Origin of the sequence: Marivivens donghaensis (assembly GCF_011806565.1) — a bacterium.
Classification (GTDB): domain Bacteria; phylum Pseudomonadota; class Alphaproteobacteria; order Rhodobacterales; family Rhodobacteraceae; genus Marivivens; species Marivivens donghaensis_A.
The window spans coordinates 142,085-164,685 of sequence record NZ_JAATOP010000007.1; the positions used below are offsets into that span (position 1 = coordinate 142,085).

23 protein-coding genes are annotated in these 22,601 nt (G+C 61.1%); 8 read left to right on the plus strand and 15 right to left on the minus strand.

Features of this window, described 5'->3' with window-relative positions; genetic code table 11:
- Positions 1-53: 53 nt before the first annotated feature.
- Both eda and edd read right to left on the minus strand, forming a co-directional pair.
- Positions 54-695 carry a bifunctional 4-hydroxy-2-oxoglutarate aldolase/2-dehydro-3-deoxy-phosphogluconate aldolase gene (gene eda / locus HCZ30_RS11760; protein ID WP_167638486.1) on the minus strand — a complete coding sequence of 214 codons (642 nt, stop codon included), beginning with the start codon at positions 693-695 and terminating at the stop codon, positions 54-56.
- 54 nt (positions 696-749) lie between these two features.
- Complete coding sequence (gene edd / locus HCZ30_RS11765) at positions 750-2,555, minus strand: phosphogluconate dehydratase (RefSeq protein ID WP_167638487.1); 1,806 nt, start codon at positions 2,553-2,555, stop codon at positions 750-752.
- Between the two features lie 329 nt (positions 2,556-2,884).
- Between edd and HCZ30_RS11770 the strand changes: the two genes are divergently transcribed.
- From HCZ30_RS11770 to HCZ30_RS11780, 3 genes are read left to right on the plus strand one after another with little or no spacing between them, the layout of a single operon-like run.
- The gene (locus HCZ30_RS11770) at positions 2,885-3,349 is read left to right on the plus strand and encodes a DUF6778 family protein (RefSeq protein WP_348640380.1); all 465 of its coding nucleotides are present in this window, start codon (positions 2,885-2,887) and stop codon (positions 3,347-3,349) included.
- 40 nt (positions 3,350-3,389) lie between these two features.
- On the plus strand, positions 3,390-4,586 hold the full coding sequence (locus HCZ30_RS11775) for an RSP_2647 family RNA methyltransferase (protein ID WP_167638489.1): 1,197 nt from the start codon (positions 3,390-3,392) through the stop codon (positions 4,584-4,586).
- Positions 4,583-5,125, plus strand: coding sequence for an RSP_2648 family PIN domain-containing protein (locus tag HCZ30_RS11780; RefSeq protein WP_167638490.1), 543 nt, complete (start codon positions 4,583-4,585; stop codon positions 5,123-5,125). The genes HCZ30_RS11775 and HCZ30_RS11780 overlap by 4 nt, the downstream gene beginning before the upstream one ends.
- On the opposite strand, the gene HCZ30_RS11785 is transcribed toward HCZ30_RS11780, so the two are convergent.
- The 8 genes from HCZ30_RS11785 to HCZ30_RS11820 form a co-directional block, all read right to left on the minus strand.
- Positions 5,122-5,799: a M48 family metallopeptidase gene (locus HCZ30_RS11785; RefSeq protein ID WP_167638491.1), complete on the minus strand. Its 678-nt coding sequence runs from the start codon at positions 5,797-5,799 to the stop codon at positions 5,122-5,124. The two genes, HCZ30_RS11780 and HCZ30_RS11785, sit on opposite strands and share 4 nt — an antisense overlap.
- A gap of 35 nt (positions 5,800-5,834) precedes the next feature.
- On the minus strand, positions 5,835-6,431 hold the full coding sequence (locus HCZ30_RS11790; protein WP_167638492.1) for a DedA family protein: 597 nt from the start codon (positions 6,429-6,431) through the stop codon (positions 5,835-5,837).
- On the minus strand, positions 6,428-6,772 hold the full coding sequence (locus HCZ30_RS11795; RefSeq protein ID WP_167638493.1) for a hypothetical protein: 345 nt from the start codon (positions 6,770-6,772) through the stop codon (positions 6,428-6,430). Before HCZ30_RS11795 ends, HCZ30_RS11790 begins: the two co-directional genes overlap by 4 nt.
- A complete protein-coding gene (locus HCZ30_RS11800; protein WP_167638494.1) occupies positions 6,769-7,956 on the minus strand; it encodes a vWA domain-containing protein in 1,188 nt (395 codons plus the stop codon). Before HCZ30_RS11800 ends, HCZ30_RS11795 begins: the two co-directional genes overlap by 4 nt.
- A gap of 2 nt (positions 7,957-7,958) precedes the next feature.
- The gene (locus HCZ30_RS11805) at positions 7,959-8,132 is read right to left on the minus strand and encodes a hypothetical protein (RefSeq protein ID WP_167638369.1); all 174 of its coding nucleotides are present in this window, start codon (positions 8,130-8,132) and stop codon (positions 7,959-7,961) included.
- Between the two features lie 13 nt (positions 8,133-8,145).
- Positions 8,146-9,507, minus strand: a complete 1,362-nt coding sequence (locus HCZ30_RS11810) for a DUF2927 domain-containing protein (protein ID WP_167638495.1) — start codon at positions 9,505-9,507, stop codon at positions 8,146-8,148.
- Positions 9,504-9,659: a hypothetical protein gene (locus tag HCZ30_RS11815; protein ID WP_167638496.1), complete on the minus strand. Its 156-nt coding sequence runs from the start codon at positions 9,657-9,659 to the stop codon at positions 9,504-9,506. Before HCZ30_RS11815 ends, HCZ30_RS11810 begins: the two co-directional genes overlap by 4 nt.
- A 224-nt stretch (positions 9,660-9,883) precedes the next feature.
- Positions 9,884-10,729, minus strand: a complete 846-nt coding sequence (locus HCZ30_RS11820) for an AAA family ATPase (protein WP_167638497.1) — start codon at positions 10,727-10,729, stop codon at positions 9,884-9,886.
- 285 nt (positions 10,730-11,014) lie between these two features.
- On the opposite strand from HCZ30_RS11820, the gene dksA reads away from it, so the two are divergent.
- Positions 11,015-11,437 (plus strand): RNA polymerase-binding protein DksA, encoded by a 423-nt coding sequence (gene dksA, locus HCZ30_RS11825; RefSeq protein WP_167638498.1) that lies wholly within the window; start codon positions 11,015-11,017, stop codon positions 11,435-11,437.
- A gap of 11 nt (positions 11,438-11,448) precedes the next feature.
- Positions 11,449-12,615 (plus strand): FAD-dependent monooxygenase, encoded by a 1,167-nt coding sequence (locus HCZ30_RS11830; RefSeq protein ID WP_167638499.1) that lies wholly within the window; start codon positions 11,449-11,451, stop codon positions 12,613-12,615.
- A gap of 175 nt (positions 12,616-12,790) precedes the next feature.
- Here the strand turns inward: HCZ30_RS11830 and xth are convergent, their stop codons facing one another.
- The 4 genes from xth to HCZ30_RS11850 all read right to left on the minus strand — a co-directional run bounded on the left by xth (position 12,791) and on the right by HCZ30_RS11850 (position 16,554).
- On the minus strand, positions 12,791-13,573 hold the full coding sequence (gene xth / locus HCZ30_RS11835; protein WP_167638500.1) for an exodeoxyribonuclease III: 783 nt from the start codon (positions 13,571-13,573) through the stop codon (positions 12,791-12,793).
- 60 nt (positions 13,574-13,633) lie between these two features.
- Positions 13,634-15,757 (minus strand): ATP-binding protein, encoded by a 2,124-nt coding sequence (locus tag HCZ30_RS11840; RefSeq protein WP_167638501.1) that lies wholly within the window; start codon positions 15,755-15,757, stop codon positions 13,634-13,636.
- Positions 15,758-15,759: 2 nt separating this feature from the next.
- A complete protein-coding gene (locus HCZ30_RS11845; RefSeq protein WP_167638502.1) occupies positions 15,760-16,155 on the minus strand; it encodes a response regulator in 396 nt (131 codons plus the stop codon).
- Positions 16,156-16,230: 75 nt separating this feature from the next.
- The gene (locus HCZ30_RS11850; RefSeq protein ID WP_167638546.1) at positions 16,231-16,554 is read right to left on the minus strand and encodes a HesB/IscA family protein; all 324 of its coding nucleotides are present in this window, start codon (positions 16,552-16,554) and stop codon (positions 16,231-16,233) included.
- A gap of 77 nt (positions 16,555-16,631) precedes the next feature.
- Between HCZ30_RS11850 and HCZ30_RS11855 the strand changes: the two genes are divergently transcribed.
- Together HCZ30_RS11855 and HCZ30_RS11860 are read left to right on the plus strand one after the other, a co-directional pair.
- On the plus strand, positions 16,632-17,807 hold the full coding sequence (locus HCZ30_RS11855) for a deoxyguanosinetriphosphate triphosphohydrolase (protein ID WP_167638503.1): 1,176 nt from the start codon (positions 16,632-16,634) through the stop codon (positions 17,805-17,807).
- Positions 17,797-19,725: a cation:proton antiporter gene (locus tag HCZ30_RS11860; RefSeq protein ID WP_167638504.1), complete on the plus strand. Its 1,929-nt coding sequence runs from the start codon at positions 17,797-17,799 to the stop codon at positions 19,723-19,725. The genes HCZ30_RS11855 and HCZ30_RS11860 overlap by 11 nt, the downstream gene beginning before the upstream one ends.
- On the opposite strand, the gene HCZ30_RS11865 is transcribed toward HCZ30_RS11860, so the two are convergent.
- Positions 19,648-20,643, minus strand: coding sequence for a hypothetical protein (locus tag HCZ30_RS11865; RefSeq protein WP_167638505.1), 996 nt, complete (start codon positions 20,641-20,643; stop codon positions 19,648-19,650). The two genes, HCZ30_RS11860 and HCZ30_RS11865, sit on opposite strands and share 78 nt — an antisense overlap.
- Positions 20,644-20,812: 169 nt before the next feature.
- On the opposite strand from HCZ30_RS11865, the gene argS reads away from it, so the two are divergent.
- The gene (argS, locus tag HCZ30_RS11870; protein WP_167638506.1) at positions 20,813-22,555 is read left to right on the plus strand and encodes an arginine--tRNA ligase; all 1,743 of its coding nucleotides are present in this window, start codon (positions 20,813-20,815) and stop codon (positions 22,553-22,555) included.
- The last annotated feature ends 46 nt before the right edge of the window (positions 22,556-22,601 follow it).

Here is a 22,601-nt window from a genome sequence, read left to right on the forward strand (position 1 = left end):
TGAAAGCCCCCTTGGCTGCTTTCACCCTGCGCCTACGCCAATGTTCTGGCAAGTCAGCGCTTGAGCGCTGCCGCTTCGCGGGCGAGGGCTTCGATGCCTGCCCAGTTGCCGTCCTTGACCATCTGGGCCGGTGCGACCCACGAGCCGCCGCAGCACAGTACGTTCGACAGCGACAGATAGTCGTTCACGTTCTTCATCGAGATTCCGCCGGTCGGGCAGAACTTGGCCTGGGGGAGCGGAGCGCCGATGGCCTTGAGCGCCGGAGCGCCCCCGTTTGCTTCGGCAGGGAAGAACTTCATCGTGGTGTAGCCGCGGTCGAGCAGTTTCATCACATCCGATGCGGTCGAGGTGCCGGGCAGGAGCGGCAGGTCGTTGGCTTCGCACGCATCAAGCAGGCGGTCGGTCACACCCGGCGATACGCCGAAGGTCGCGCCGGCTTTCTTGGCGGCTTCGACGTCCTGCGAGGTCAGCAGAGTGCCTGCACCGACAACGCCGCCTTCGACCTGAGCCATCTCGCGGATCGCGTCCAGCGCGGCAGCGGTGCGGAGGGTGACTTCGAGTGCGGGCAGGCCGCCAGCGACGAGCGCTTTGGCCAGATCGGCAGCGGAGCTTGCGTCGTCGACGACCAGAACCGGAACGACCGGTGCGAGTTCGCAGACTTTGCGGGATTCAATGGATGCAGCTTCGGGCGTCATATTTTGTCCTATGCAGTAAAAAAGCCCGAGGCGGAGGGGCCTCGGGCACTAAGATCAGACCACAACGGCAGCGCCGTGCGACGACAGGCCGACGTTCTTGCGGAACACGTCGAACAGCTCGCGGCCCACGCCGTTGCCGTTGCCTGACAGATCGGCAGTGACGGCGGTGCGCGTCGACAGGTCGACGCCGAGCACTTCGAGCGTGCCCTTGGTCGCGTCAAGGCGGATCACGTCACCGTCCTGAAGCATCGCGAGCGGTCCGCCATCGGCAGCTTCGGGGCTGACGTGGATCGCGGCGGGAACCTTGCCCGACGCGCCCGACATACGGCCGTCCGTGACCAGCGCGACCTTGAGGCCGCGGTCCTGAAGCACTGCCAGCGTCGGGGTCAGCGAGTGAAGTTCCGGCATCCCGTTGGCCTTCGGGCCTTGGAAGCGGACGATCACGATGGTGTCCGACGTGAATTCGCCGTTCTGGAATGCCTTCTTCACGTCTGCCTGTTCGTGGAAGATACGGCAGGGCGCTTCGATGATGTGACGCTCGGGAGCGACGGCGGATACCTTGATCACACCGCGGCCGAGGTTGCCTTCGAGCAGCGACAGACCGCCGGTCTTGCCAAACGGCTCGGCAGCGGGGCGGAGGATTTTGTCATTCAGCGTTTCCGCCGGACCGTCCTCGTAGGCGACGCGGCCCTCCTTGAGCTTGGGCTCTTGGGTGTAACGATCCAGACCCTTGCCAGCGACGGTGGTCACGTCGTCATGTAGCAGACCCGCGTTCAGTAGCTCCGAGATCATGAACTGTAGGCCACCTGCGGCGTGGAAGTGGTTCACGTCGGCAAGGCCGTTGGGGTAAACCTTTGCCAGCAGCGGAACGATTTCCGACAGATCGTGGAAGTCCCGAAGGTCCAGCTCGATCCCCGCAGCACGCGCCATTGCGGGCAGGTGCAGCACGAGATTGGTCGAACCGCCCGTCGCCATCAAACCGACAAGGCCGTTCACGAACGCGCGCTCGTCCAGGACATCGCAAACCGGCGTGTATTCGTTGCCGAGCGCGGTGATCTGTGCCGCACGTTCCGTCCCTGCAACGGTCAGCGCATCTCGCAGCGGGGTGTTGGGGTTGATGAACGAGGCCCCTGGCAGGTGCAGGCCCATGAACTCCATCAGCATCTGGTTGGTGTTCGCAGTGCCGTAGAAGGTGCAGGTGCCCGGACCGTGGTAGGAGGCCATCTCGGCTTCCATCAGCTTGTCGCGGCCCACTTCGCCCGTGGCGAACTGCTGGCGCACTTTGGCCTTTTCGTCGTTTGGCAGCCCCGAGGTCATCGGACCGGCGGGCACGAACACAGCCGGAATATAGCCGAAGGTCGCCGCAGCCATCACGAGGCCGGGGACGATCTTGTCGCAGACGCCCAGATAGATCGACGAGTCGAACACGTTGTGCGAAAGCCCGACGCCAGCGGCGAGGGCGATCACATCGCGCGAAAACAGCGAAAGCTCCATGCCGGTCTGGCCTTGGGTGACGCCATCGCACATCGCCGGAACGCCGCCCGCGACCTGCGCGGTTGCACCGACGGCGCGGGCCGCCTCGCGGATGATCGCAGGATAGGTTTCAAACGGCTGGTGAGCCGAAAGCATGTCATTATAAGCGGTGATGACCCCGATATTCGGGGCCTTTTCTGCAACGAGCGCGTCTTTATCGCCGCCCATTGCTGCGTAGGCGTGAGCCTGATTTCCGCAGGTCAGATGTGCCCGCCTCGGACCTTCGGCGGCAGCGCGCCCCATCAGGTCAAGGTAGGCAGTCCGCCGCGCCTCACTCCGTGCGACAATCCTGTCAGTCACGGCTTTGAGCGTTGGATGCAAAGCCATTCAAAGATTCTCCCTCTCTTCTCGCGGCCAGCCATAACAGATTGTGTTACCGCTAACAACACGGGCTAAATTCCGTCACAATTTCACACGCAATTTTCCTTAAATTGCCGATGGTTTGACGCTTTCTCGCCCCTATCCGTCAGTAGAACTCTCATACTTCAAAAGAATAGAGCACAAAGTGCCAGTGAAATGGAGTTCGGAACATGAAGGTGTTACGTTATGCTATGTTAGCATGCGTCGGCGTGTCTGTAGCCGGCTGTATGCAGAGTGAAACTGCCTCGCGGAACATCACATTCGATGGTCCGCTTCTCACGGCTGAATCAGTAGAGATGAGGCCCCAGTCGTATCGTCTGACCGATGTGCGTGTGAACGTACCTCAGAACCTAGTCGTGTCTGAGGCGAATTCAATCAAACCGCGCGCGGATATCGTCTGGCGCGGGGATATCGGTCTCGACCGTCACAATCAGATCAAGCGTTTGGTCGAAGAGGCTGCCGCACGAGGAGTAGAGACCTCGGAAGGCGAGCTTCCTGTCATCGCCGAGATCGAATTGGAGAAATTCCACGGTCTGACCCAGTACACGCGCTATCGTTTCAACGGCGACTACGACATCCACTTTTCGCTGACGCTGCGCGATGCGCTGAGCGGCGAGGTGCTGGAAGGTCCGCGTCAGGTTGAATTCAGCATCGATAGCCCCGGCCCTCGGGCTGTGACTGCTGCCGAGGCGCGCGGTTACACCGAGCGTATGTTCGTGCTGGATAACCTCAGCCCGATGATCGCTGCGGAACTCAACTAACGCTCTTCCCGAGTGCTTTGAAAACGGGTAGGAGGGCGACATGAACGCGCCCTTACTCCCCGTTGTCCGCCTGATGCCCAAAGCCGATGCCCGTGCCATTCGTCACGGCTTCCCTTGGGTGTATGTAAACGATCTGGTCACCGACCGCCGCACCAAGGCGATCGAACCCGGAGCTGTTGCGATCCTTGAGGACGCCGAACGCACGCCGATGGCGCTCGTTGCGGTCAATCCTGACTCGCGCATCATCGTGCGGGTGCTGGACCGTGATCTGAACGCGGTCATCGACGAGGGATGGTTTGCCGCCCGTCTGTCCAAGGCGCTGGCGCACCGCGAGCGTATCTTTGCGGAGCCGTTCTACCGTCTGATCCATGCGGAGGCCGACGGCCTTCCGGGTGTTGTCATCGACCGTTTCGGCGATACCGCCGTTGTCCAGCCGAATGCGGCGTGGGCGGATGTGCGTATCGATATGCTCGTGGCGGCACTGCAAAAAGTGACGGGCGTTTCGACCGTTATCATGAACGGCGCCGGCCGTGCGCGCGGGCTTGAAGGCCTCAGCGAAGAAATCAAAGTCGCAGCGGGCGAAGCGCCGACTGCGCCGATCTCCGTTCCGATGAACGGCGCGATCTACATGGCCGACGTGATGGGCGGCCAGAAAACCGGTCTGTTCTACGACCAGCGTCCGAACCACGCGTTCGGTCAGATGCTGTCAAAGGATGCAACCGTCCTCGACGTTTTCAGCCACGTTGGTGGCTTCTCGCTGGCCGCTCTGGCTGGCGGTGCGGCTTCGGCTCTGGCTGTTGACGGCTCTGCGCCTGCGCTGGCTCTGGCGACCAAAGGGGCCGAGGCGATGGGCGTGGCCGACCGTTTCGCGACCCGTCAGGGCGATGCGTTCGACACGCTGGCGAAACTGAACGAGGAAGGCGCACAGTTCGACGTTGTCGTCTGTGACCCGCCCGCATTCGCGCCGTCCCGCAAGGTGCTCGAAACCGGTCTGCGGGCCTATGAGCGCGTGGCAAAAATGGCGGCACCGCTCGTGAAAGAGGGCGGCTATCTGGTGCTCTGTTCCTGCTCGCACGCAGCTGAACTGTCCAAATTTCGCAACGCATCGGCGCGCGGTATCGGCCGCGCTGGGCGGTCTGCGCAGATCATCCACACCGGATATGCTGGCCCCGATCACCCGCTGATGCCGCAACTGGCCGAAAGCGGCTACCTCAAGTCGGTCTTCTTCCGCCTGTGAGGCTGGTCCTCGACGCCTGCGTCCTGTTTCCGACGGTGATGCGCGAGGTGCTGCTCGCCACCGCAGAGCGCGGCCTGTTCGAGCCGCGCTGGTCGGCGCGTATCCTCGAAGAATGGGCGCGCGCGACGAATAAACTCGGGCCAGGGGCGGAAACCATCGCTCGCGGCGAGATCGCGACGATGAAGGTCCGCTTTCCCCGCGCCGAGGTGGACATTCCGCAAGGGCTGGAGGCCCGCCTTTGGCTGCCCGACCCTAATGACGTGCATGTGCTGGCCGCTGCCATCGGCGCACATTGCGATACGATCATCACGATCAACGCGTCGGATTTCCCTAAGAACATTCTGGCGGAGGAGGGGCTGACCCGCCTCGATCCCGACCAACTGCTGATCCAGCTTCACGCGGATCACCCTAGCGCCGTTTCGGACGCCGCCGAGGCCGTTCTGGCCGAAGCGCGCCGCCTGTCGTCGGAGCCGTGGGAAATGCGCTCGCTGCTGAAAAAGGCCCGTCTCCCGCGTCTGGCGAAGGCGCTAACCCGTTAAGCCCAGTTGCGGGCGTTTTTCTCGATGGCTGCGATACGGTCTGGTGTTGCCGGATGGCTCAGTAGCCACGACGGACCCGCGCCGCTCTTGCCCGACAGTTTGTCCAGCTTCTGGAACATCGTCAGTTGCGGCTCCGCACCGATCCCCGCCTTGATCAGCAGAGCGGTGGCGTAGGCATCCGCTTCGTATTCGTCGGAGCGGGACAGTTTCGCCGAAAGCAGCGACATCAGGCCCGACACGAGGTATCGACCGATACCCGGCAAGAAGCGCCCGAGGATGCCGGAGAGGAGCGAGGCCAGCAGGCTCTGCCCGCCGAAATCGACCATCCGCCGCCGCGAATGGCCCAAGGCAACGTGACCCAACTCGTGCGCGATGACCGAGGTCAACTCGTCCGCCGTCACTACGCCGCTCCGCAGTTTTTCAAGAAATCCGCGCGTGATGAAGATCCGCCCGTCTGGCGCGGCAAGGCCGTTGATCGTGGGGTCATCGAGCATGAATACTTTCACGCGTCTCACATCCAACGCCGACGCGAGCTTGCGCAAGGCAGGCTCCAGTCGCGGCTCGACCAGTTCGACCGAGTTCGCGTCGAGGTGTTTCCGCGTCCGGATGGCAGAGAACTGCCACATGACGAGGGCGTAGATGATCGGCAGGATGAAGGGCAGAAAGCGCAGCATAGGTGTTATATTGGCAGCCTTCCCGCGCGATGCAATCAGGTCTCGATGTCGCGGATCAGATGGAGGAGCAATCCGCCCGCCAAAAGCGCCAGCAGGCTGGCCGCGAGAAGGCCGCTGATGTTGCTGGCGACCTCTGCAATCGTGGTGATCTGGTCGCCGAATACGTAGCCGAGCGAGGTGTAGAGCGACACCCATACAACCTCGCCCATCGCGGACCAGATGGTGAAACGGCGGCGATTCATGTCCATCGCGCCTGCCGCGAAGTTCGCATAGGGGCCGAGCGGGCTGAACAGCCAGCGGGTCAGGAAAATGCCGACAGCGCCGCGTCGGGCCGTGAACTCCGCCGCGCGGGCATAGAGTTTGCGGCGGTTTTCTTTCTTCGCGACGGACCGCTGGAGGTGCGTAACGCCATGCCGCCCGATCATATAACCCGCTTGGTCTCCGAGGATCGCGCCGGTCAGGCACGCGGCAAAGGAGACCGAAAACTGGATATCTCCCGATGCCGCGAAGGCTCCGCAGGCCAGCATCAGGAGCGAGGCGGGGATGGGGAAGGCGATGCAGGAGAGGAAATTCGTGATGAAAAAAAGTGGAGTGCCCCAAGTGGCGATCTGCGTCAGAAGCCATTCAGTCATCGATGACCCTCGCGCCTGACGAAGTCTTCGATGTTCTTGATGATGTCTTCCACGGGCACGCCGCGCTCTTGGGCGATTTCCTCGATACTGGCGCGGTCGGGAATGGACAGGTCGCTGGCACCGGCGATGAAAATGACATCGCCGCGGTCAAGGTGCCAGACGTGGGCGATCATGCCCGGCGTCATCCAAGGCTCGATCCGGCCGCGTTTACCGCGATAGTCGTCCCAATGGCGCGTCTGGTCGAGGGTCCGCACGGCAAACATCACGGAAAACGTCACAGCCGCCACAAACAGCAGGCTGATCACAGGATGCCTCACGATCAGTTTCGGAACGCGCCTCATCGACCGAGCACCTTCATTCCCCGTTCAAGTCCTTCGAGCGTCATCGGCACCATGCGGTCGGTGCCGATGATGTCTTGGATCATGCCAATAGATTGGGTGTACTGCCAATAGTGTTCGGGCACCGGATTGATCCAGAGCGTGTTCGGCCACTGCTCCAGCGCGCGATCGAGCCAGACGTGACCGGCTTCCTCGTTCCAATGCTCGTTGGCACCGCCGCGCGCCGCGATCTCGTAGGGGGACATCGAGGCATCTCCGACGAAGATGCATTTGTAGTCCGGCCCGTAGGTGCGCAGCACCTCCCACGTCGGGGTCTGCGCGTTCCAGCGGCGTTGGTTGTCGCGCCAGACGCCTTCATACAGGCAGTTGTGGAAGTAGAAATGTTCGAGGTGCTTGAACTCCGCCCGCGCGGCGCTGAACAGCTCTTCCAGCACCTGAATATGCGGGTCCATCGAGCCGCCGACGTCGAAAAACAGCAGCACCTTCACCGCATTCCTCCGCTCGGGGCGGGTTTGAACGTCGAGGTAGCCGTGCTCTGCCGTCGAGCGGATCGTGCCGTCGAGGTCCAGTTCCTCGGTCGCGCCGTCACGCACCCACTTGCGCAGGCGCTTCAGGGCGACTTTGACATTGCGGGTGCCAAGCTCGACGCTGTCGTCGAGGTTCTTGAACTCGCGCTTGTCCCAGACCTTCACCGCGCGCTGGTGGCGGGATTTGTCCTGACCGATCCGCACGCCGTCGGGGTTGTAGCCGTAGGCGCCGAAGGGCGAGGTGCCCGCCGTGCCGACCCATTTATTGCCGCCCTGATGGCGACCCTTCTGTTCGGCCAGACGTTCGCGCAGCGTATCCATCAGCTTGTCGAAACCGCCAAGGGCTTCGATCTCGCGCTTTTCGTCTTCGGTGAGGTACTTCTCGGCCATCTTGGCCAGCCAGTCGGCGGGAAGATTGACGGCTTCCAGCACTCGTTCGGTGCTGATCTGTTCGATGCCCGAGAAAGCCGCCGAAAACGCGCGGTCGAAACGGTCGAGGTGCCTTTCGTCTTTTACCATGGCGGTGCGGGCGAGGTAGTAGAATTCCTCGGTGTCGTAGAGGGCCAGACCGGCCTTCAGCGCTTCGAGGAACGTCAGGTATTCGCGCAGCGTGACGGGAACGCCGCCCTTCCTCAGTTCTTCGAAGAAGGGGAGGAACATCGTCAGCCCTGATAGCTGCGGTCGATACCGATCACGATGAACAGGCCGATGATGCCAAAGATCATGGCAAAGACGGCGGCCCACTGGATCATGTCCAGTACTTTGCCGCCGCGCATTTTCGCACGAACTGCCCCTACGATGATGCCAAGAACGATGCCGGCAAGGGGGTAGATCATGGTGAAGCTCCTGTTAACTCGGGTCCAGGCGCTCCACTTCTTGCAGGCGCGTCCGGATGTTCTGTTCCGAGCCAAAGCCGTACCGCGCCCAGCCCAGACTGTCCAGACGGACCTGCTGCGCCTCGCCTCGGTAGCCGAGGTTCTCCAGCGCCTCTGCCTTGAACATCATGAGCGTCGCGAGGAGTGACGCATTTTCATAGGCGGTGGCGATGGGAATGGCCTCGTTGGCGATGGCGAGCGTCTCTTGGTCGCGGCCATGCGAGAGGGTGTAGGCGGCAAGCTGAACCGCGACGTGGGCACGCTGTACGCGGGCACCGGGATCGGCACGATAGGCATGATCTGCGGCCAGAAACGCGGCATAAGCAGCTTGCGGATTGTTCGTCACGTTGAGGCGGCCATAGACGAAATTGGCGAAGCCTTCGCGGATGTCGTTCCAGCCGAATGCGCGGGTTAGGTTGATCGCACGCTCGGACACCTGCTGGCGCTGGGCGAGCCCGTTTGAGGACGACAGCGCGTACTCCATCAGGTCGATCCAGTCGCGCGAGGTGCTGCTGGTCCGCGACGCCGTGCCGCGCTCGCCGGCGGGGTTCAGACGGGCGAGCAGACCCGGAAGAACCTCTGCGACCTGCTGACGGCTCATGCCGCTACGCAGCTCGGGCGAATAGAAGGCGCGGAGGACCAGCATGTCGAACGAGGTCAGGACCGCGTGCATGTTGTCGTCGTTGAAGATCGAGTCCGACAGACGATAGAGGTCGTTGAGCGGCCCGATAGCCTGCGCGAGCTCCTCGTGCAGACAGTCGCGGATTTCCTGCGGTGCCACATCGGACGGCACGAACACGGTCGCTTTTTCACGGGTCGTGACGGTCGCCCAGTCTACGGCGGGCGTGCGGCGCATAGCAAGGAACTCCTGCCAGCCACTGACACGCGGGACCACGAAGCAGGCGGCTCCGGGGACAACGCGGTTCAATTCACTACGCGGCACGGCCTCGACCGTAATGGCGGCGTTGGGTGCATTGTTGACGAAGATGTTCACGCCCGCTTCGGTCTGCATCCGGCGTGTGAGCTTCAGAAGGTCAGAGACCATCTGGTCATTATACTGTCCGGCAACCCTGACCGTGATCGGTCCTTCGAAGCGGGTAAAGACGGGTAGGGCGCGTCCGCTTTCCATCTTGAACGCGAGGTCGAGGAAATCCTGCGTGATGGACATGTTGGAGCGGGTGAGTGGCATCCTGATTGGCGTGCCGAAGGTCCGCATCGCGGGAAGCGAGCTGTCCATTGGCGCGGCGCGCGTGGGCTGCGACACTGGCGGTGTGGGCGTACATGCGGCGAGAACGCCCATGCCGACGGCGAGGAGGGGGGCGACGAAGCGGTTCATGCTGCCTCCCCGACGCTATTGATGTGTGCGTGAGTGGCGGCGGAAATTGCCGTCCCGAAGGGCAGGCCTTCGAAGTCGCGGTTTTGAAAATCGGCGCTTTGATAAACAGAAAACTCGGTCATTTGGTTTGCGCTCTCCAGAAGAAAAGTCATTCCACTTTTCTGGAGGGCGAACCTGACTGCCTTGGGATGCGAGAGGGGCAATCTGGCGGCCAATCGGGGCAATCCCGTGACATCACAGACACGAGAGCGGCTGTTCTTCCTTAATTAACAGGGGAAATTCCGGCGGAAATGGGGCTTCTCCACCGGATTGACGTATTTTGTTTTCGGTATTTGTCGCGGATGCGGCGTCAATCGCGCAGCATCAAAGGAATCGTTTATCCCTTGCGCCGCGCCATGAATGCGAGCCGTTCGAACAGGTGCACGTCCTGCTCGTTCTTAAGCAGTGCGCCGTGCAGTTTCGGCAGCGCGTTCGACGCGTCTTTCTGCAAGTCCTCGGGCGACAGATCCTCGGCAAGCAGCAGACGCAACCAGTCGAGTACTTCCGAGGTCGACGGTTTTTTCTTCAGTCCCGGCGTTTCGCGGATTTCGAAAAAGCGGGTGAGGGCGACGGTCAGCAGTTCTTGTTTCAGGTCGGGATAGTGGACCTGAACAATCTGGCGCAGCGTGTCGGCGTCGGGGAAGCGGATGTAGTGGAAGAAGCAGCGGCGCAGGAACGCGTCGGGCAGTTCCTTCTCGTTGTTCGACGTGATGATGACGATGGGGCGGTTCACCGCGCTGATCGTCTCGCCCGTCTCGTAGACGTGGAAATCCATCCGGTCGAGTTCCTGCAACAGGTCGTTCGGAAACTCGATGTCTGCTTTGTCGATCTCGTCGATCAGCAGCACGACCTTTTCGCCCGCTTCGAACGCCTGCCAGAGCTTGCCCTTGCGAATGTAGTTCTTCACATCATTGACGCGCTCGTCGCCAAGCTGGCTGTCCCGCAGTCGGCTGACGGCGTCGTATTCATAGAGACCCTGCTGCGCTTTGGTCGTGGACTTGATGTTCCACTCGATCATCGGCAGCCCGAGCGAGGCAGCGACCTGACGCGCAAGTTCCGTTTTGCCCGTTCCTGGCTCACCTTTAACCAAGAGCGGGCGTTCCAGCGTGATCGCGGCGTTCACCGCAACTCGCAGATCGTCGGAGGCCACATAGCTGTCGGTTCCTTGGAAACGGGCTTGCATTACGGTATCCTCCTTGCAGGGACTCGGGCTGGGGCAATGACGCCGAGTTTACCAGAACGTCATGCTAGCGAAAGCGCATCGGCCAGTGGCCGCAGCGTAAACTTCGTAATGTTTGCCCGCACTTAACGCAAGGTGAAGCAACATGCCACACTATACTGTTTCGTTAGGCAATGGTGGCATTTGTGACGTGACATTTGCGACCCCAAGGGTTAAGTCAGCGTCACATTTCAAGGCTATGACTGGAATAGTCAATTGAGCGGCCAAGGCCCTAACAAGGAAGATAAGATGAAGGCGGAAACTTTCCTCCCCGACGACTATCGTCCGGCGGAAGACGAACCGTTTATGAACGATCGTCAGCTCGAATACTTCCGTCGCAAACTCATCGCATGGAAGGCTGATATCCTCGAAGAAAGTCGTGACACGATCGAGGGTATGAAGGAATCGACGCGCAATATCCCCGATATTGCCGACCGCGCTTCCGAAGAAACCGACCGTGCGCTGGAATTGCGCACCCGTGACCGCGAGCGCAAGCTCGTCTCCAAGATCGACGCTGCCCTGCGCCGCATCGAAAACGGTGAATACGGTTATTGCGAAATGACTGGCGAACCGATCAGCCTGCGTCGCCTCGATGCACGTCCGATCGCGACCCTGACGCTCGAAGCGCAAGAACGCCACGAACGCCGCGAGCGGGTCCACCGCGACGACTGATCGGTAGCATCATGACGACAGGGGCTAACCAAGGCCGCTCTGTCGTGATCGTGGGGGGCGGTATTGCGGGACTCGCAGCCGCCCTTTGTTTTGCGCGGACAGGCGCAAAAGTTCGCGTTTACGAACAGGCCAAAGAACTCAAAGAAGTCGGCGCAGGCTTGCAGATCACGCCCAACGGCGCTGCTGTGCTCAAGGCGCTGGGCCTGTCCGATGCTGCCGACAAGCGCGCCATTCGCGGCGCTGCGGTCCGTCCGATGGACGCGGTCACCGGCAAGCAGGTTGCCTCGTTCGATCTGACGCAGCTTGACGGCGAGCCGTACCGTTTCTTCCACCGCGCCGACCTTCTCGACATTCTGGCGACCGGAGCGATGCAGGCAGGGGTGGAGATCACCACCGACGCCCGCGCCGAAGAGCTTGGTCCCGATTTTGTTCGCTTCTCCAATGACGAAACGGTCCAAGGCGACCTGATTATTGGTGCGGACGGTCTGCATTCGGTTGTGCGGCAAGAGCTCAATGGCCGCGATGCGCCGTTCTTTACAGGGCAGGTGGCGTGGCGATCGGTTGTGCAGGTGCGCGATGCCGAACCCGTTGCCCGCATTTGGATGGGACCGAAAAAACACGTCGTGACCTATCCGCTTATTGGCGGACGCATGAATATTGTGGCCGTGCAGGAGCGCTCCGACTGGGTGGCCGAGGGGTGGCACTACTTTGACGAGCCGTCGAATGTCCGCGACGCCTTCGCCGATTGCGCGCCGGAGTTGAAGGACATCCTTGACCAGATGCAGACGACGCGCCTTTGGGGGCTGTTCCGCCATCCGGTCGCGAAGGTCTGGCACGACGATACCCGCGCGATCCTCGGCGATGCGGCGCACCCGACGCTGCCGTTCCTTGCGCAGGGCGCGAACCTCGCGCTTGAGGATGCCTACGTGCTGGCGGACCAGTGTGATCGTTGCGAAGACCTGAGCACCGCGTTGGCGCTCTATCAATCCGCGCGCCGTGACCGCGTTTCACGCGCCATCGAAGCTGCAAACGCGAACGCTGTGAACTACCATTTGCTGGGCGTGAAGCGCACCGCAGCCCATGCTGCATTGGGCTTGCTGAGCGCGACCGCGCCGCAGCTTTTCCTTAAGCGGATGGACTGGCTCTACGGTCATGACGTGACCGCAGAAAAAAGTTGAAAAACTTCGGAACCTTAAATGGGTCAGTTGCATTTACTCAGCGAAGGCGGTCCCAAAACGCCTGATTTGAGTGATGTGCAGTCTGTTCCCCTGTACGAAAAGAGTTTGCAGTTCTTAGTTTTGTTCCCAGTACCCCCGAAGGCGTCCCTCCTTCGGGGGTCATTTTATTTTGGCCTCAAGCGTCGAGTTCGACCCAAACCGGAACGTGGTCCGACGGCTTTTCCTTTGCCCGCTCGTCCTTCTCGATCCAGCAGTCCTGCATCAGATCGGCGCATTGGGCCGACAGCAGGAAATGGTCGATGCGGATGCCGTCGTTCTTGTTCCAAGCGCCCGCCTGATAATCCCAGAACGAATAATGCCCGCCGCCGCGAACGCGTGAACGGAAGGCTTCGGTGAAGCCGAGGTTCAGGATCTTGCGGAATGCCGCGCGGCTCTCGGGGCGGAACAGTGCGTCCTCGCGCCAAGCATCGGGGCGGGCGGCGTCTTCGGCCTGCGGGATGATGTTGTAGTCGCCGGCCATGAGCATCGGCATCTCGTCCTGCAAAAGCTCCTGCGCACGCAGACGCATCCGCTCCATCCACGCGAGTTTGTAGTCGTATTTCGGTCCGGGCGCGGGATTGCCGTTGGGCAGGTAGAGGCCGCAGACTTTTACTGCTTGTTTGTCGCCGATCACGGTCGCTTCGATCCAGCGGGCCTGTTCGTCCTCGTCATCGCCGGGCAGACCGCGCGAGATGTCCTCGAGCGGTAGGCGGGACAGGATCGCGACCCCGTTGAAGCTCTTCTGGCCGTGGGTTTCGACGCGGTAGCCCATGTCCTCGAAATGTTCGCGCGGGAAGTTTTCGTCGACCGATTTGATCTCTTGCAGGATGGCCACGTCGGGCTTGCTGTTCTCGAGCCAGTCCGTCAGGCGTTCGAAACGCGCTTTGATACCATTGATGTTGAAGGTTGCGATCTTCATGCCCGTCTCCTGCTGCTTGGCCCTTTGTCCAGTGGTTGGCCGCAGGGTGCAAGGCAGAATTCAGAGGTTCATCCGCTTGACCACCGCGCGGCGGATCGCTTCGAGCAGTCTTTCGCCGCCGTCGGGATGCCCGAGGTCGACGCAGTCATTGGCCATATCCATCGCATCGCGGCGAGTGCTGAGGAAAATGATAGGCACCTTCGCCATCTTGGCCTTGCGGGCAAGGCTGCTGATCGTGTCTTCGGCTTCGAAGTTGGGGTCGAGGATGACAAAGTCGATGTCGTTGCTATCGAGAACCTGCTCGGTCTCAATGGCGCTACGGGTTTCAACCACATTCGCACCCGCGCGGCGCAGTCCATCGACCAGCACATGGTGGCGGATGCGGTTGGGGTCGCAGATCAAGATTGACCGCGTGACAAGCAGCGGGCCGAAACCGCCGGTCATTTCCTGATCGTAGCGGCCGTCGCGGGTCGGGACCGTCAGGCTGACGCGCAGCCCGCGCGTGCCGTTCCGCTCGATCTGCATCTCACCGCCCGATTGTGCCGCCACAGCGCGGAGGTTCGAGAGGCCGAAACCCATCGAGTCGGCTTTGTTTCCTGCATGGGGGCGAGGGGACAGCACGGCCTCGATTTGTTTGTCGGACATGCCAGGTCCGTCGTCCGCCACGATGAAGGTCACGGCGGGCGAGCCGAGCAAGCCGTGCGACTGCTCGACAGAGACGGTGACATTGCCGTCCAATTTGCCTTCATGCTCCATCGCTTCGAGCGCGTTCATCACGAGGTTGACCAGCACGTCGAGCAATTCGGACTGCGGCACCAGAGTTGTGCGGTCGAATTTCGGCTGGATGATCTCCAGCTTTGCGGCAGTACCGATCATGGGAACCGTCAGAATGCGGAGGTCTTCAAGCACTTCGCTGACCTGCGCAGGTTCGTCTTCGAGCGTATCGCCCGCCGCCATTTTGACGAGGCGCTTGAGGATTTGCTCTCCGCCCACCAGCGATTTCGTCGCGCTCTGCAATAGCGGATCGTCCGACCTCGTTTTCACGCCGTAGGTTTCCAGCGCGAGGAGCGATGTCACTAGCATTTTGCGGAAATCATGCAGCAGGCCGCCGGTCATACGCCCGAGCGTCTCGAACCGGTGGGCGTTGCCGATGCGGGTGCGGGCGATCACGGTCGAGGTTTCATCGCGCATGCTGATCATATAGCCGCGCGCCTTGCCGTCCTCGCGGATGACCTGCGCGGCGATGATGACAAAGCGGATGGTGCCGTCTTCGGATGTCAGGCGCACGGTTTCCTGACGGATCGAACGCATCTCGCGCAAGCGGTTCAGGACTTGGATGGAGCTTTCATCGGCAGCGCGGTCGGCAAGGTCCGCCAAGAGGGCGTCGCCGGTGTGGGCAGGGGCGCTGATAAACGATCGCGCGGTGCCGTTAGTGTGGAGGACGTTGCGATCCTTATCCAGCACCACGATGCCCATGTCGGAGAGCTCGATCAGGCTGCGCAAGTCGCCGTCCCGTTCGGCGTGGGCCGCAAGTTCGAGGTTCAGGCGAAGGTGCGTCCGCTCCGCCATCGCGAGGCAGGAAAGTGCCGCCAGCAGCAGTACCGTTTCGATAAAGAGGCGGGTCAGATAGGATTGGAAATCGTCGAAAACCTGCTCTTCGTGGTCCCGCAGGCTGTAGATGGCCTGATCGGCAAATATCCGAAGCGCCGCCACCGCCTCGTCGTCGCGGACACGGATCAGATCGTCGAGTTCATCGGGCGTCAGAGAGTCGCCATTCGCCACGATCGGCAGCTTGGAAATGTACTCGTCAAAGGTGCTGCGCACATCATCGAGCAACGTCTGGTCGATGCTCGATGTTTCTGCGAGCTTGGCTAGCGCGGCTTCGACGCTGACAACATTCGCGCGGGCGGCGGTGATATATTCTGCCCTACTTTCAGGACGTAAGGCGGCGTTCTTAAAGTTATGTATAAAGCCGCCATAGCCGATTTCCTGCTCCAGAATGAGCATGGTTTCGACGATGGTCTGGTGCTCGGTCGCGATTTCGCGGGTTTCGCGGACACGGCCCGGAAGCTGGAATAGCCCGTCGAGCAACAGGACGATGAGCAAGGCGACCGACACGCCGACCCAGACACGTCGCCAAGCGTTGTTCCTGATCCTGCGCGGGTCGGCCTTTAGCGCTGCCATATTCAGGTCGCTATTGCGGACGCGCTGATTTCAGACGAATTCGCGTACTTGGTAATCAGTTCTTCCAGTTCCGAAAGCCGGTAGGTTTTCTCGATCTTGGCGGCGGCATTATGCAGGCCGACCTGCATGACGGGCGAACTGCGCACCGTCCACATACCGGTCATCGCGATGATCGGCAGGTCCTGATCTTTTTCTTTGAGCAGATTGACGGCCGTGATGGCACCACCACCCGGCATGATCACATCGACAAAGGCAAGGTTGAAAACGCCGGGTTCCACCAGCTCGACCGCGTCGAATTGGTTCGTTGCGCAAGACGTCGTGTGTCCCAGCGCCTGAATGGCTTCGGACGCGGTATCAAGGAACGTCTGATCGTCATCGACTAAAAGGATATGTGCCATATTCGAACGGTACGTCAAAAAAATACCTTTGGCTAGCGCCGCAGGAATAAATTTCACACGTTAACGGCGGAGAGTTCAGATCGAGAACGAAGTCCCGCAACCGCACGACGAAGAGGCGTTCGGGTTGTCGATCGCAAAGCGTGCGCCGATCAGTTCGTCGGTGAAGTCAATGGTCGCACCCGTCAGGAACGGCAACGACGTTGCGTCGACCACGACTTTCTCGCCGTCTTTTTCGAGCACGAGGTCATCATCGACCGGCTCGTCCAGCGTGATCTCATACTGGAAGCCGGAGCAGCCGCCACCCGAAACGGCAACGCGCAGTGCCTTGCCTTGAGAGGCGGCACCGATCTCTGCAAGCCTGTCGAAGGCGCGCGGCGTGACGGTCGGGGGAACATTCAGCATTTTCAGGCCTATTAGTAGAGCTACATTGCCAATATAGAAATCAAAGGCAGACACAACAAGGCAGGGCAATTCACATGGTCGCGCCCTATGCAACCGATCCCACGAAAACCCGGGGACGTCTTTATCCCGAAGAAGAGAGCCATTTCCGCTCGCCATTCCAGCGTGACAGGGACCGCATTATTCATGCCAGCTCTTTCCGCAGGCTCAAGCACAAGACGCAAGTTTTTATCGAACACGAGGGCGATTATTTCCGCACACGGCTGACACACTCGATCGAAGTGGGGCAGGTCGGACGTACGATTGCAGGCACCCTCGGGCTCAATCAGGAACTGACCGAAGCGGTGGCCCTCGCGCACGACCTCGGGCATCCGCCATTCGGCCACACGGGCGAAGATGCGCTTCATGAACTGATGGCGCCTTATGGCGGCTTCGATCACAACGCGCAGGCGATCCGCATCGTCACCAGCCTCGAACGGCATTACGCCGATTTCGACGGGCTCAACCTGACGTGGGAAACGCTCGAAGGCATCGCCAAGCATAACGGCCCCGTTACGGGCGATATTCCGTGGGCGCTGGAAGCCTACAACAAGAAGCAGGATCTGGAGCTTCACACTCACGCCAGTGCCGAGGCTCAGGTTGCCGCGCTGTCCGACGACATCGCTTACAACAACCACGACCTGCACGACGGTCTGCGGGCCGAACTGTTCAGCACGGACGAACTGGCCGACCTGCCGATCCTCCACGAGTGCTGGGCGGAAGTGGACCGCAAGTACCCCGGTCTCAACTATTATCGCCGCCGCCACGAGGCGCTGCGCCGCTTCTTCGGTATCCTTGTCGAGGATGTCATCGCGGTCAGCTCGAAGAACCTCAAAGAGCTCGACGCGGCGTCTGTCGAAGAGGTGCGCCATGCGGGCCGCATGATGGTCCAGTTCAGCCCTGCGCTGTGGGAAGACCTCAAAGTCATCCGCAAGTTCCTGTTCCACCGCATGTACCGCCACCCCGCTGTGGTTGAAATGCGCAAGCACGTTACCGCGGCGGTCAAAGACCTGTTTCCGCTCTTCATGGCCGATCCGACGCATCTGCCGAAGCAGTGGCGCAAGGACGTCGCCGAAGTTCAGAGCGAAACGGAACTTGCCCGCATCGTCTGCGACTATATCTCCGGCATGACGGACCGCTTTGCGATCCAGGAACATGCGCGCCTCACGGGCTCGGACATTATCGAAAGGACTCGGGTCACGAATGTCGGTTGAAACTGCTGCTGCGGAGGCGATGACGCCTATTATGGCCTTTGCACTGGTTGGCGCGCTTGGCGTCGGCTCGCAATGGCTTGCTTGGAGACTGAGGCTGCCCGCCATCGTGTTGATGCTGGCCGCCGGTCTGATCGTCGGACCCGCTACAGGCATTTTCGACCCATCACGGGACATCGGGCCGCTCATGAGCCCGATGATCTCTGTCGCGGTGGCCATCATCCTTTTCGAAGGCGGGATGACCCTGAACAAACGCTCGCTGTCGGATGCGGCAACGGGCGTGCGTCGACTTGTTTTCATCGGCGCGCCGCTCGGCTGGCTGACGTCCGCCATCGCTCTGCACTACGCGGCAGGGCTTGATTGGGAAACCTCGGCTGTGTTCGGCGGCATCATGATCGTGACAGGACCGACGGTGATCGCGCCGCTTCTTCGCACGGCACGTCTGCAAAAACGGCCTGCGAACCTGCTTCAGTGGGAAGCGATCCTGAACGACCCCATCGGCGCTCTCGCAGCGGTTCTGGCGTTCGAATTCGTGGTCGTCCGCCACTCTGCCGCCGAAGCGGACGGCGCGACGTTGGGCTTTATCCTCGGCCTCGGCTTCGCGATTGTCTTCGGTCTGGCCTGCGGTTTCGGTATCGCAGTGGCGTTCCGCCGCGCCTATGTGCCCGAATACATGAAGGTGCCGGTGCTGTTCACTGTGCTCCTCGGCTGTTTTGCTGTCTCCGAAACGCTGCTCCACGAAAGCGGCCTGCTGGCTGTCACACTGATGGGTGTCGTCGTCGCCAACGCAAAGCTGCAATCCTACGAAGAGTTGCGCCGTTTCAAGGAACACGCGACCATCCTGCTGGTGTCGGGCGTGTTTATCTTGCTGGCGGCGAACCTCGATTTCGATACGCTCGCGCGTCTGGATTGGACGGCGCTGTTGTTCATCCTCTCGGTTATCCTGATCGCACGCCCGCTGACCGTAATGACCTCACTGGCGTTTTCAGGCGTGCCGATCAAAGAGCGCGTCCTTGTTGCACTGACCGGCCCGCGCGGCGTGGTTCTGGTCGCTGTTGCCGGTCTCTTTGGTGAGCGCCTTCAGTCGATGGGACTGGAGGACGGTGCACTTGTCGGCCCGCTGGCATTCGCGCTGGTGGCGGCGACCGTGGTCCTCCACGGCTTCACGCTCGGTCCGCTTGCGCGCGCTCTTGGTCTGTCTGGTTCCGGTGCGGCTGGCGTCATCATCGTCGGCGGTTCCCGCTGGACCACGGCGCTCGGCGAAGCCGTTGACCGTGCGGGTGTTCCGGTGCTGGTCGCCGATCCGAACCACGTGAACCTGCGGCTCGCTCGTACCGCCGGTCTGCCGACGTTCATGGGCGATATCCTGTCCGAAGCTGCCGAGGACCGTCTGGAATGGGTGGGCTATCAGACCGTCGTCGCGGCGACGGACAACGATGCCTACAACACGCTGGTGGCCACTGACCTCGGCCCCGAATTCGGCCGCAACCAGACCTATCAGGTGCAGCGCGAAAAGAGCGAGATCGCCAACTACACGCTGCCGACAACGCTTGGCGGTATGCAGTTCGGCCCCGAAAAGACCCGCCGTGCGCTCGACGATATGATCGAGGAAGGCTGGACCTTCCGCGTGACCAAACTCAGCGAGGAATTCACGTTCGAGGACTGGCGCAATCGCCGCCCCGATGCCCACGTGATCGCCTATGTGCCTGCGGGCGAGGGGCCGGTGTTCGTGCGCAAGGACGAGCAGGTCAAAGCGACCGCCGGTGTGCAGATCATCTCCATGCTGCCGCCGGGAACGCTGGAAGGCGAAGCGAGCAAGAAGCGTCCGCACTTGCCTGACGACCTACCTGACCGCGCGGGAGCCGGTGAACGGAAGGGCGAGACCCCAAAGGATAAAGGCAATCAGCCCGCAAAGTCCTAAGTTGTAATAAAGATTGCTCGGCGCGCCGAATTCGGGCGCGCCGTCTGCCGCGACAACGGCGTCTGAAGCGCCGCTTGTGAAAATCGGATAAGCCCAGAGCAGAATGGCGACCGACAGCGCGATGGCGTGAAGCCATAGTTTGCTGTCATGCTTGTATCTCGCCGATTGCAGCGACCACCCCGCAAAGAACGCAAGCAGCGCGAACGCCTGTTGGGCAAAGTGGTGCGTCACGACCGTATATCCGCTGGGCAGCTGAGACGAGTGCATCGCCGCCATCCCAATTGCATCCGCACCAAGCCCCGCCATAAGCATGAGCGCAACGCCGATAGTCAGGTGCGGCTCGTCGCGGCGATGCGGGTCGACGGTTACAATGGCGAGGAGGGTGAGTAGGATGATCTGGGGCACGGCGAAGATGATCATCGCGAGATCCAGCGACGTCCGAAAAAAGAAGTAGGTGTAGAGCACCATCGCCCCGAAGATCGTCGCGACAAGGATATTCGCGCCGATGCGGTAGGGCTGCGAAATGCAGATCATCGAGGTCGACGCCAAGAGAAGCAGTGCCAGTGCAAGCGCGCGGCAGTATTCCTCTGCGCGGGCCATGACCTTGAGAAGGTGGTGCAGTCGCGGACCGAAGGCATCGGGGTTGAGCAGGGCGCTTGCTTGCCACGCCATGATGATCACGAACATCACCGATGCAACCCAAGCAGCGATTGCCCAGTATCGTCCCGAAGGTGATCCGTTTTCGGCGGCGACCGATGCGACGAACGCCGCAACTGCCATAATCAGCAGTGCAGCCGTTTCGCGTAGAAAGCCTGCGAGGATACCGGCGAGCCCGACCGGACTGGTGCCATGGGTCGCACTTGCCTGAAGAATAGGCTTTGACCAATCCAAGTGGATTTGCAGGTAAAGTACCTGCATGACGGCGCCAAAAGCGCAGAGGCCAACAAAAATTAACGACATACGACTCATTACTCTACTACCATCAGGCGAACCCGCCCCCCAACACAAGGGGGGTAATCCGGTGCGTGACCGTTGACGTTATGGTTTGCCGTGTTAAACCCGCCGCGAACTCCAGAGAGATAAAGAAATGAACCTGTTTTCCGATATCCGTGCGCTCGTGGTGGATTGCCTCGATGCCTTGGTCGCCGAAGGTGCGCTTCCCGAAGGGCTGGACTTTCAGAACGTCGCAGTAGAGCCGCCCCGTGATCCGCTTCACGGTGACATGGCGACCAACGCCGCGATGGTTCTTGCCAAGCCTGCCAAGATGAACCCGCGTCAGATCGCAGAAGCGCTTGCTGCCAAGCTGCTCGCTGATCCGCGTATCACCATCGCCGAAGTCGCAGGCCCCGGCTTCCTGAACATGCGCCTCGATGGTTCGGTCTGGCAGGGTGTCGTCAAAACCGCGCTCTCGGACGCTGGCTTCGGCCAGTCGGAACTGGGCAAGGGCAAGAAGGTCAACGTTGAATACGTGTCGGCAAACCCGACCGGCCCGATGCACGTCGGCCATACCCGCGGCGCCGTTTTCGGTGACGCGCTGGCATCGCTGCTGGCCTATGCGGGCTACGATGTGACCCGCGAATACTACATCAACGATGGCGGCGCGCAGGTCGACGTTCTGGCGCGTTCGGCGTTCGAGCGTTACCGCGAGGCGAACGGTCTGGAGCCGGAAATTGCCGAAGGTCTCTATCCGGGTGACTACCTCATTCCGGTCGGTGAGGCGCTGAAGGAAAAGTTCGGCGACAGCCTCCTCGACAAGCCCGAAGCCGAATGGCTGCCCGAGATCCGCGAAATCGCGACCGAAGCGATGATGGAAATGATCCGCGGCGACCTCGCGTCGCTGGGTGTGAAGATGGATGTCTTCTCGTCGGAGAAAGCCCTCTACGGCACCGGCAAGATCGAAAGCGCCATTGAAAAGCTGCGCGGCGACGGCCTGATCTACGAAGGCGTTCTGGAGCCGCCGAAAGGCAAGGTGCCGGAAGACTGGGAGCCGCGCGAGCAGACGCTCTTCAAGTCGTCCGAATTCGGCGATGACGTCGACCGTCCTGTGAAAAAGTCAGACGGCTCGTGGACCTACTTCGCCCCCGATATCGCGTACCACTTCGACAAGTGCGAGCGCGGCTTCGACATGCTGATCGACATCTTCGGTGCCGACCACGGTGGCTACGTGAAGCGTATGAAGGCGGCCGTTTCGGCGCTGTCGAACAACCGCGTTCCGCTCGACATCAAGCTGATCCAACTGGTGAAGCTGTTCAAGAACGGCGAGCCGTTCAAGATGTCGAAGCGTGCAGGTACCTTCGTCACCCTGCGTGACGTGGTCGAGCAGGCGGGTGCCGACGTGACCCGTTTCCACATGCTGACCCGCAAGAACGACGCGCCGCTGGACTTCGACTTCGACAAAGTGCTCGAACAGTCGAAGGACAACCCCGTCTTCTACGTGCAGTACGCCAACGCCCGTATCAATTCGGTCGTGGGTAAGGCCAAGGACGCTGGCATCGACGTTTCGGACGCCGCGCTGCAATCTGCCGACCTGAACCTCGCGTCGAGCGAAGCTGAAACCGCCGTTGCCAAAAAGCTGGCCGAATGGCCGCGTCTGGTAGAGATCGCAGCGAAGGGGCAGGAGCCTCACCGCATCGCGTTCTACCTTTATGAACTGGCGTCGGAATTCCACGGTCTGTGGAACAAGGGGAACGACGATACCTCCCTGCGTTTCTTGCAGGATGACAACATTGCCGCATCGCAAGCGAAAATTGCGCTCATCCGTGCAGTAGAGGTTGTTATTGCATCGGGCTTGGGTATCTTGGGCGTCGTACCGGCGAAAGAGATGCGATAACGCACGCCGCCGGCCGAGCAGGCAACCCCGATGAAGCCCCGACATT

Coding starts and splice junctions, on each gene's coding strand:
- eda (WP_167638486.1), bottom strand. CDS start 695: ATGACGCCCGAAGCTGCATCCATTGAATCCCGCAAAGTCTGCGAACTC.
- edd (WP_167638487.1), bottom strand. CDS start 2,555: ATGGCTTTGCATCCAACGCTCAAAGCCGTGACTGACAGGATTGTCGCA.
- HCZ30_RS11770 (WP_348640380.1), top strand. CDS start 2,885: ATGAGGCCCCAGTCGTATCGTCTGACCGATGTGCGTGTGAACGTACCT.
- HCZ30_RS11775 (WP_167638489.1), top strand. CDS start 3,390: ATGAACGCGCCCTTACTCCCCGTTGTCCGCCTGATGCCCAAAGCCGAT.
- HCZ30_RS11785 (WP_167638491.1), bottom strand. CDS start 5,799: ATGCTGCGCTTTCTGCCCTTCATCCTGCCGATCATCTACGCCCTCGTC.
- HCZ30_RS11790 (WP_167638492.1), bottom strand. CDS start 6,431: ATGACTGAATGGCTTCTGACGCAGATCGCCACTTGGGGCACTCCACTT.
- HCZ30_RS11795 (WP_167638493.1), bottom strand. CDS start 6,772: ATGAGGCGCGTTCCGAAACTGATCGTGAGGCATCCTGTGATCAGCCTG.
- HCZ30_RS11800 (WP_167638494.1), bottom strand. CDS start 7,956: ATGTTCCTCCCCTTCTTCGAAGAACTGAGGAAGGGCGGCGTTCCCGTC.
- HCZ30_RS11805 (WP_167638369.1), bottom strand. CDS start 8,132: ATGATCTACCCCCTTGCCGGCATCGTTCTTGGCATCATCGTAGGGGCA.
- HCZ30_RS11810 (WP_167638495.1), bottom strand. CDS start 9,507: ATGAACCGCTTCGTCGCCCCCCTCCTCGCCGTCGGCATGGGCGTTCTC.
- HCZ30_RS11815 (WP_167638496.1), bottom strand. CDS start 9,659: ATGACTTTTCTTCTGGAGAGCGCAAACCAAATGACCGAGTTTTCTGTT.
- HCZ30_RS11820 (WP_167638497.1), bottom strand. CDS start 10,729: ATGCAAGCCCGTTTCCAAGGAACCGACAGCTATGTGGCCTCCGACGAT.
- dksA (WP_167638498.1), top strand. CDS start 11,015: ATGAAGGCGGAAACTTTCCTCCCCGACGACTATCGTCCGGCGGAAGAC.
- HCZ30_RS11830 (WP_167638499.1), top strand. CDS start 11,449: ATGACGACAGGGGCTAACCAAGGCCGCTCTGTCGTGATCGTGGGGGGC.
- xth (WP_167638500.1), bottom strand. CDS start 13,573: ATGAAGATCGCAACCTTCAACATCAATGGTATCAAAGCGCGTTTCGAA.
- HCZ30_RS11840 (WP_167638501.1), bottom strand. CDS start 15,757: ATGGCAGCGCTAAAGGCCGACCCGCGCAGGATCAGGAACAACGCTTGG.
- HCZ30_RS11845 (WP_167638502.1), bottom strand. CDS start 16,155: ATGGCACATATCCTTTTAGTCGATGACGATCAGACGTTCCTTGATACC.
- HCZ30_RS11855 (WP_167638503.1), top strand. CDS start 16,632: ATGGTCGCGCCCTATGCAACCGATCCCACGAAAACCCGGGGACGTCTT.
- HCZ30_RS11860 (WP_167638504.1), top strand. CDS start 17,797: ATGTCGGTTGAAACTGCTGCTGCGGAGGCGATGACGCCTATTATGGCC.
- HCZ30_RS11865 (WP_167638505.1), bottom strand. CDS start 20,643: ATGCAGGTACTTTACCTGCAAATCCACTTGGATTGGTCAAAGCCTATT.
- argS (WP_167638506.1), top strand. CDS start 20,813: ATGAACCTGTTTTCCGATATCCGTGCGCTCGTGGTGGATTGCCTCGAT.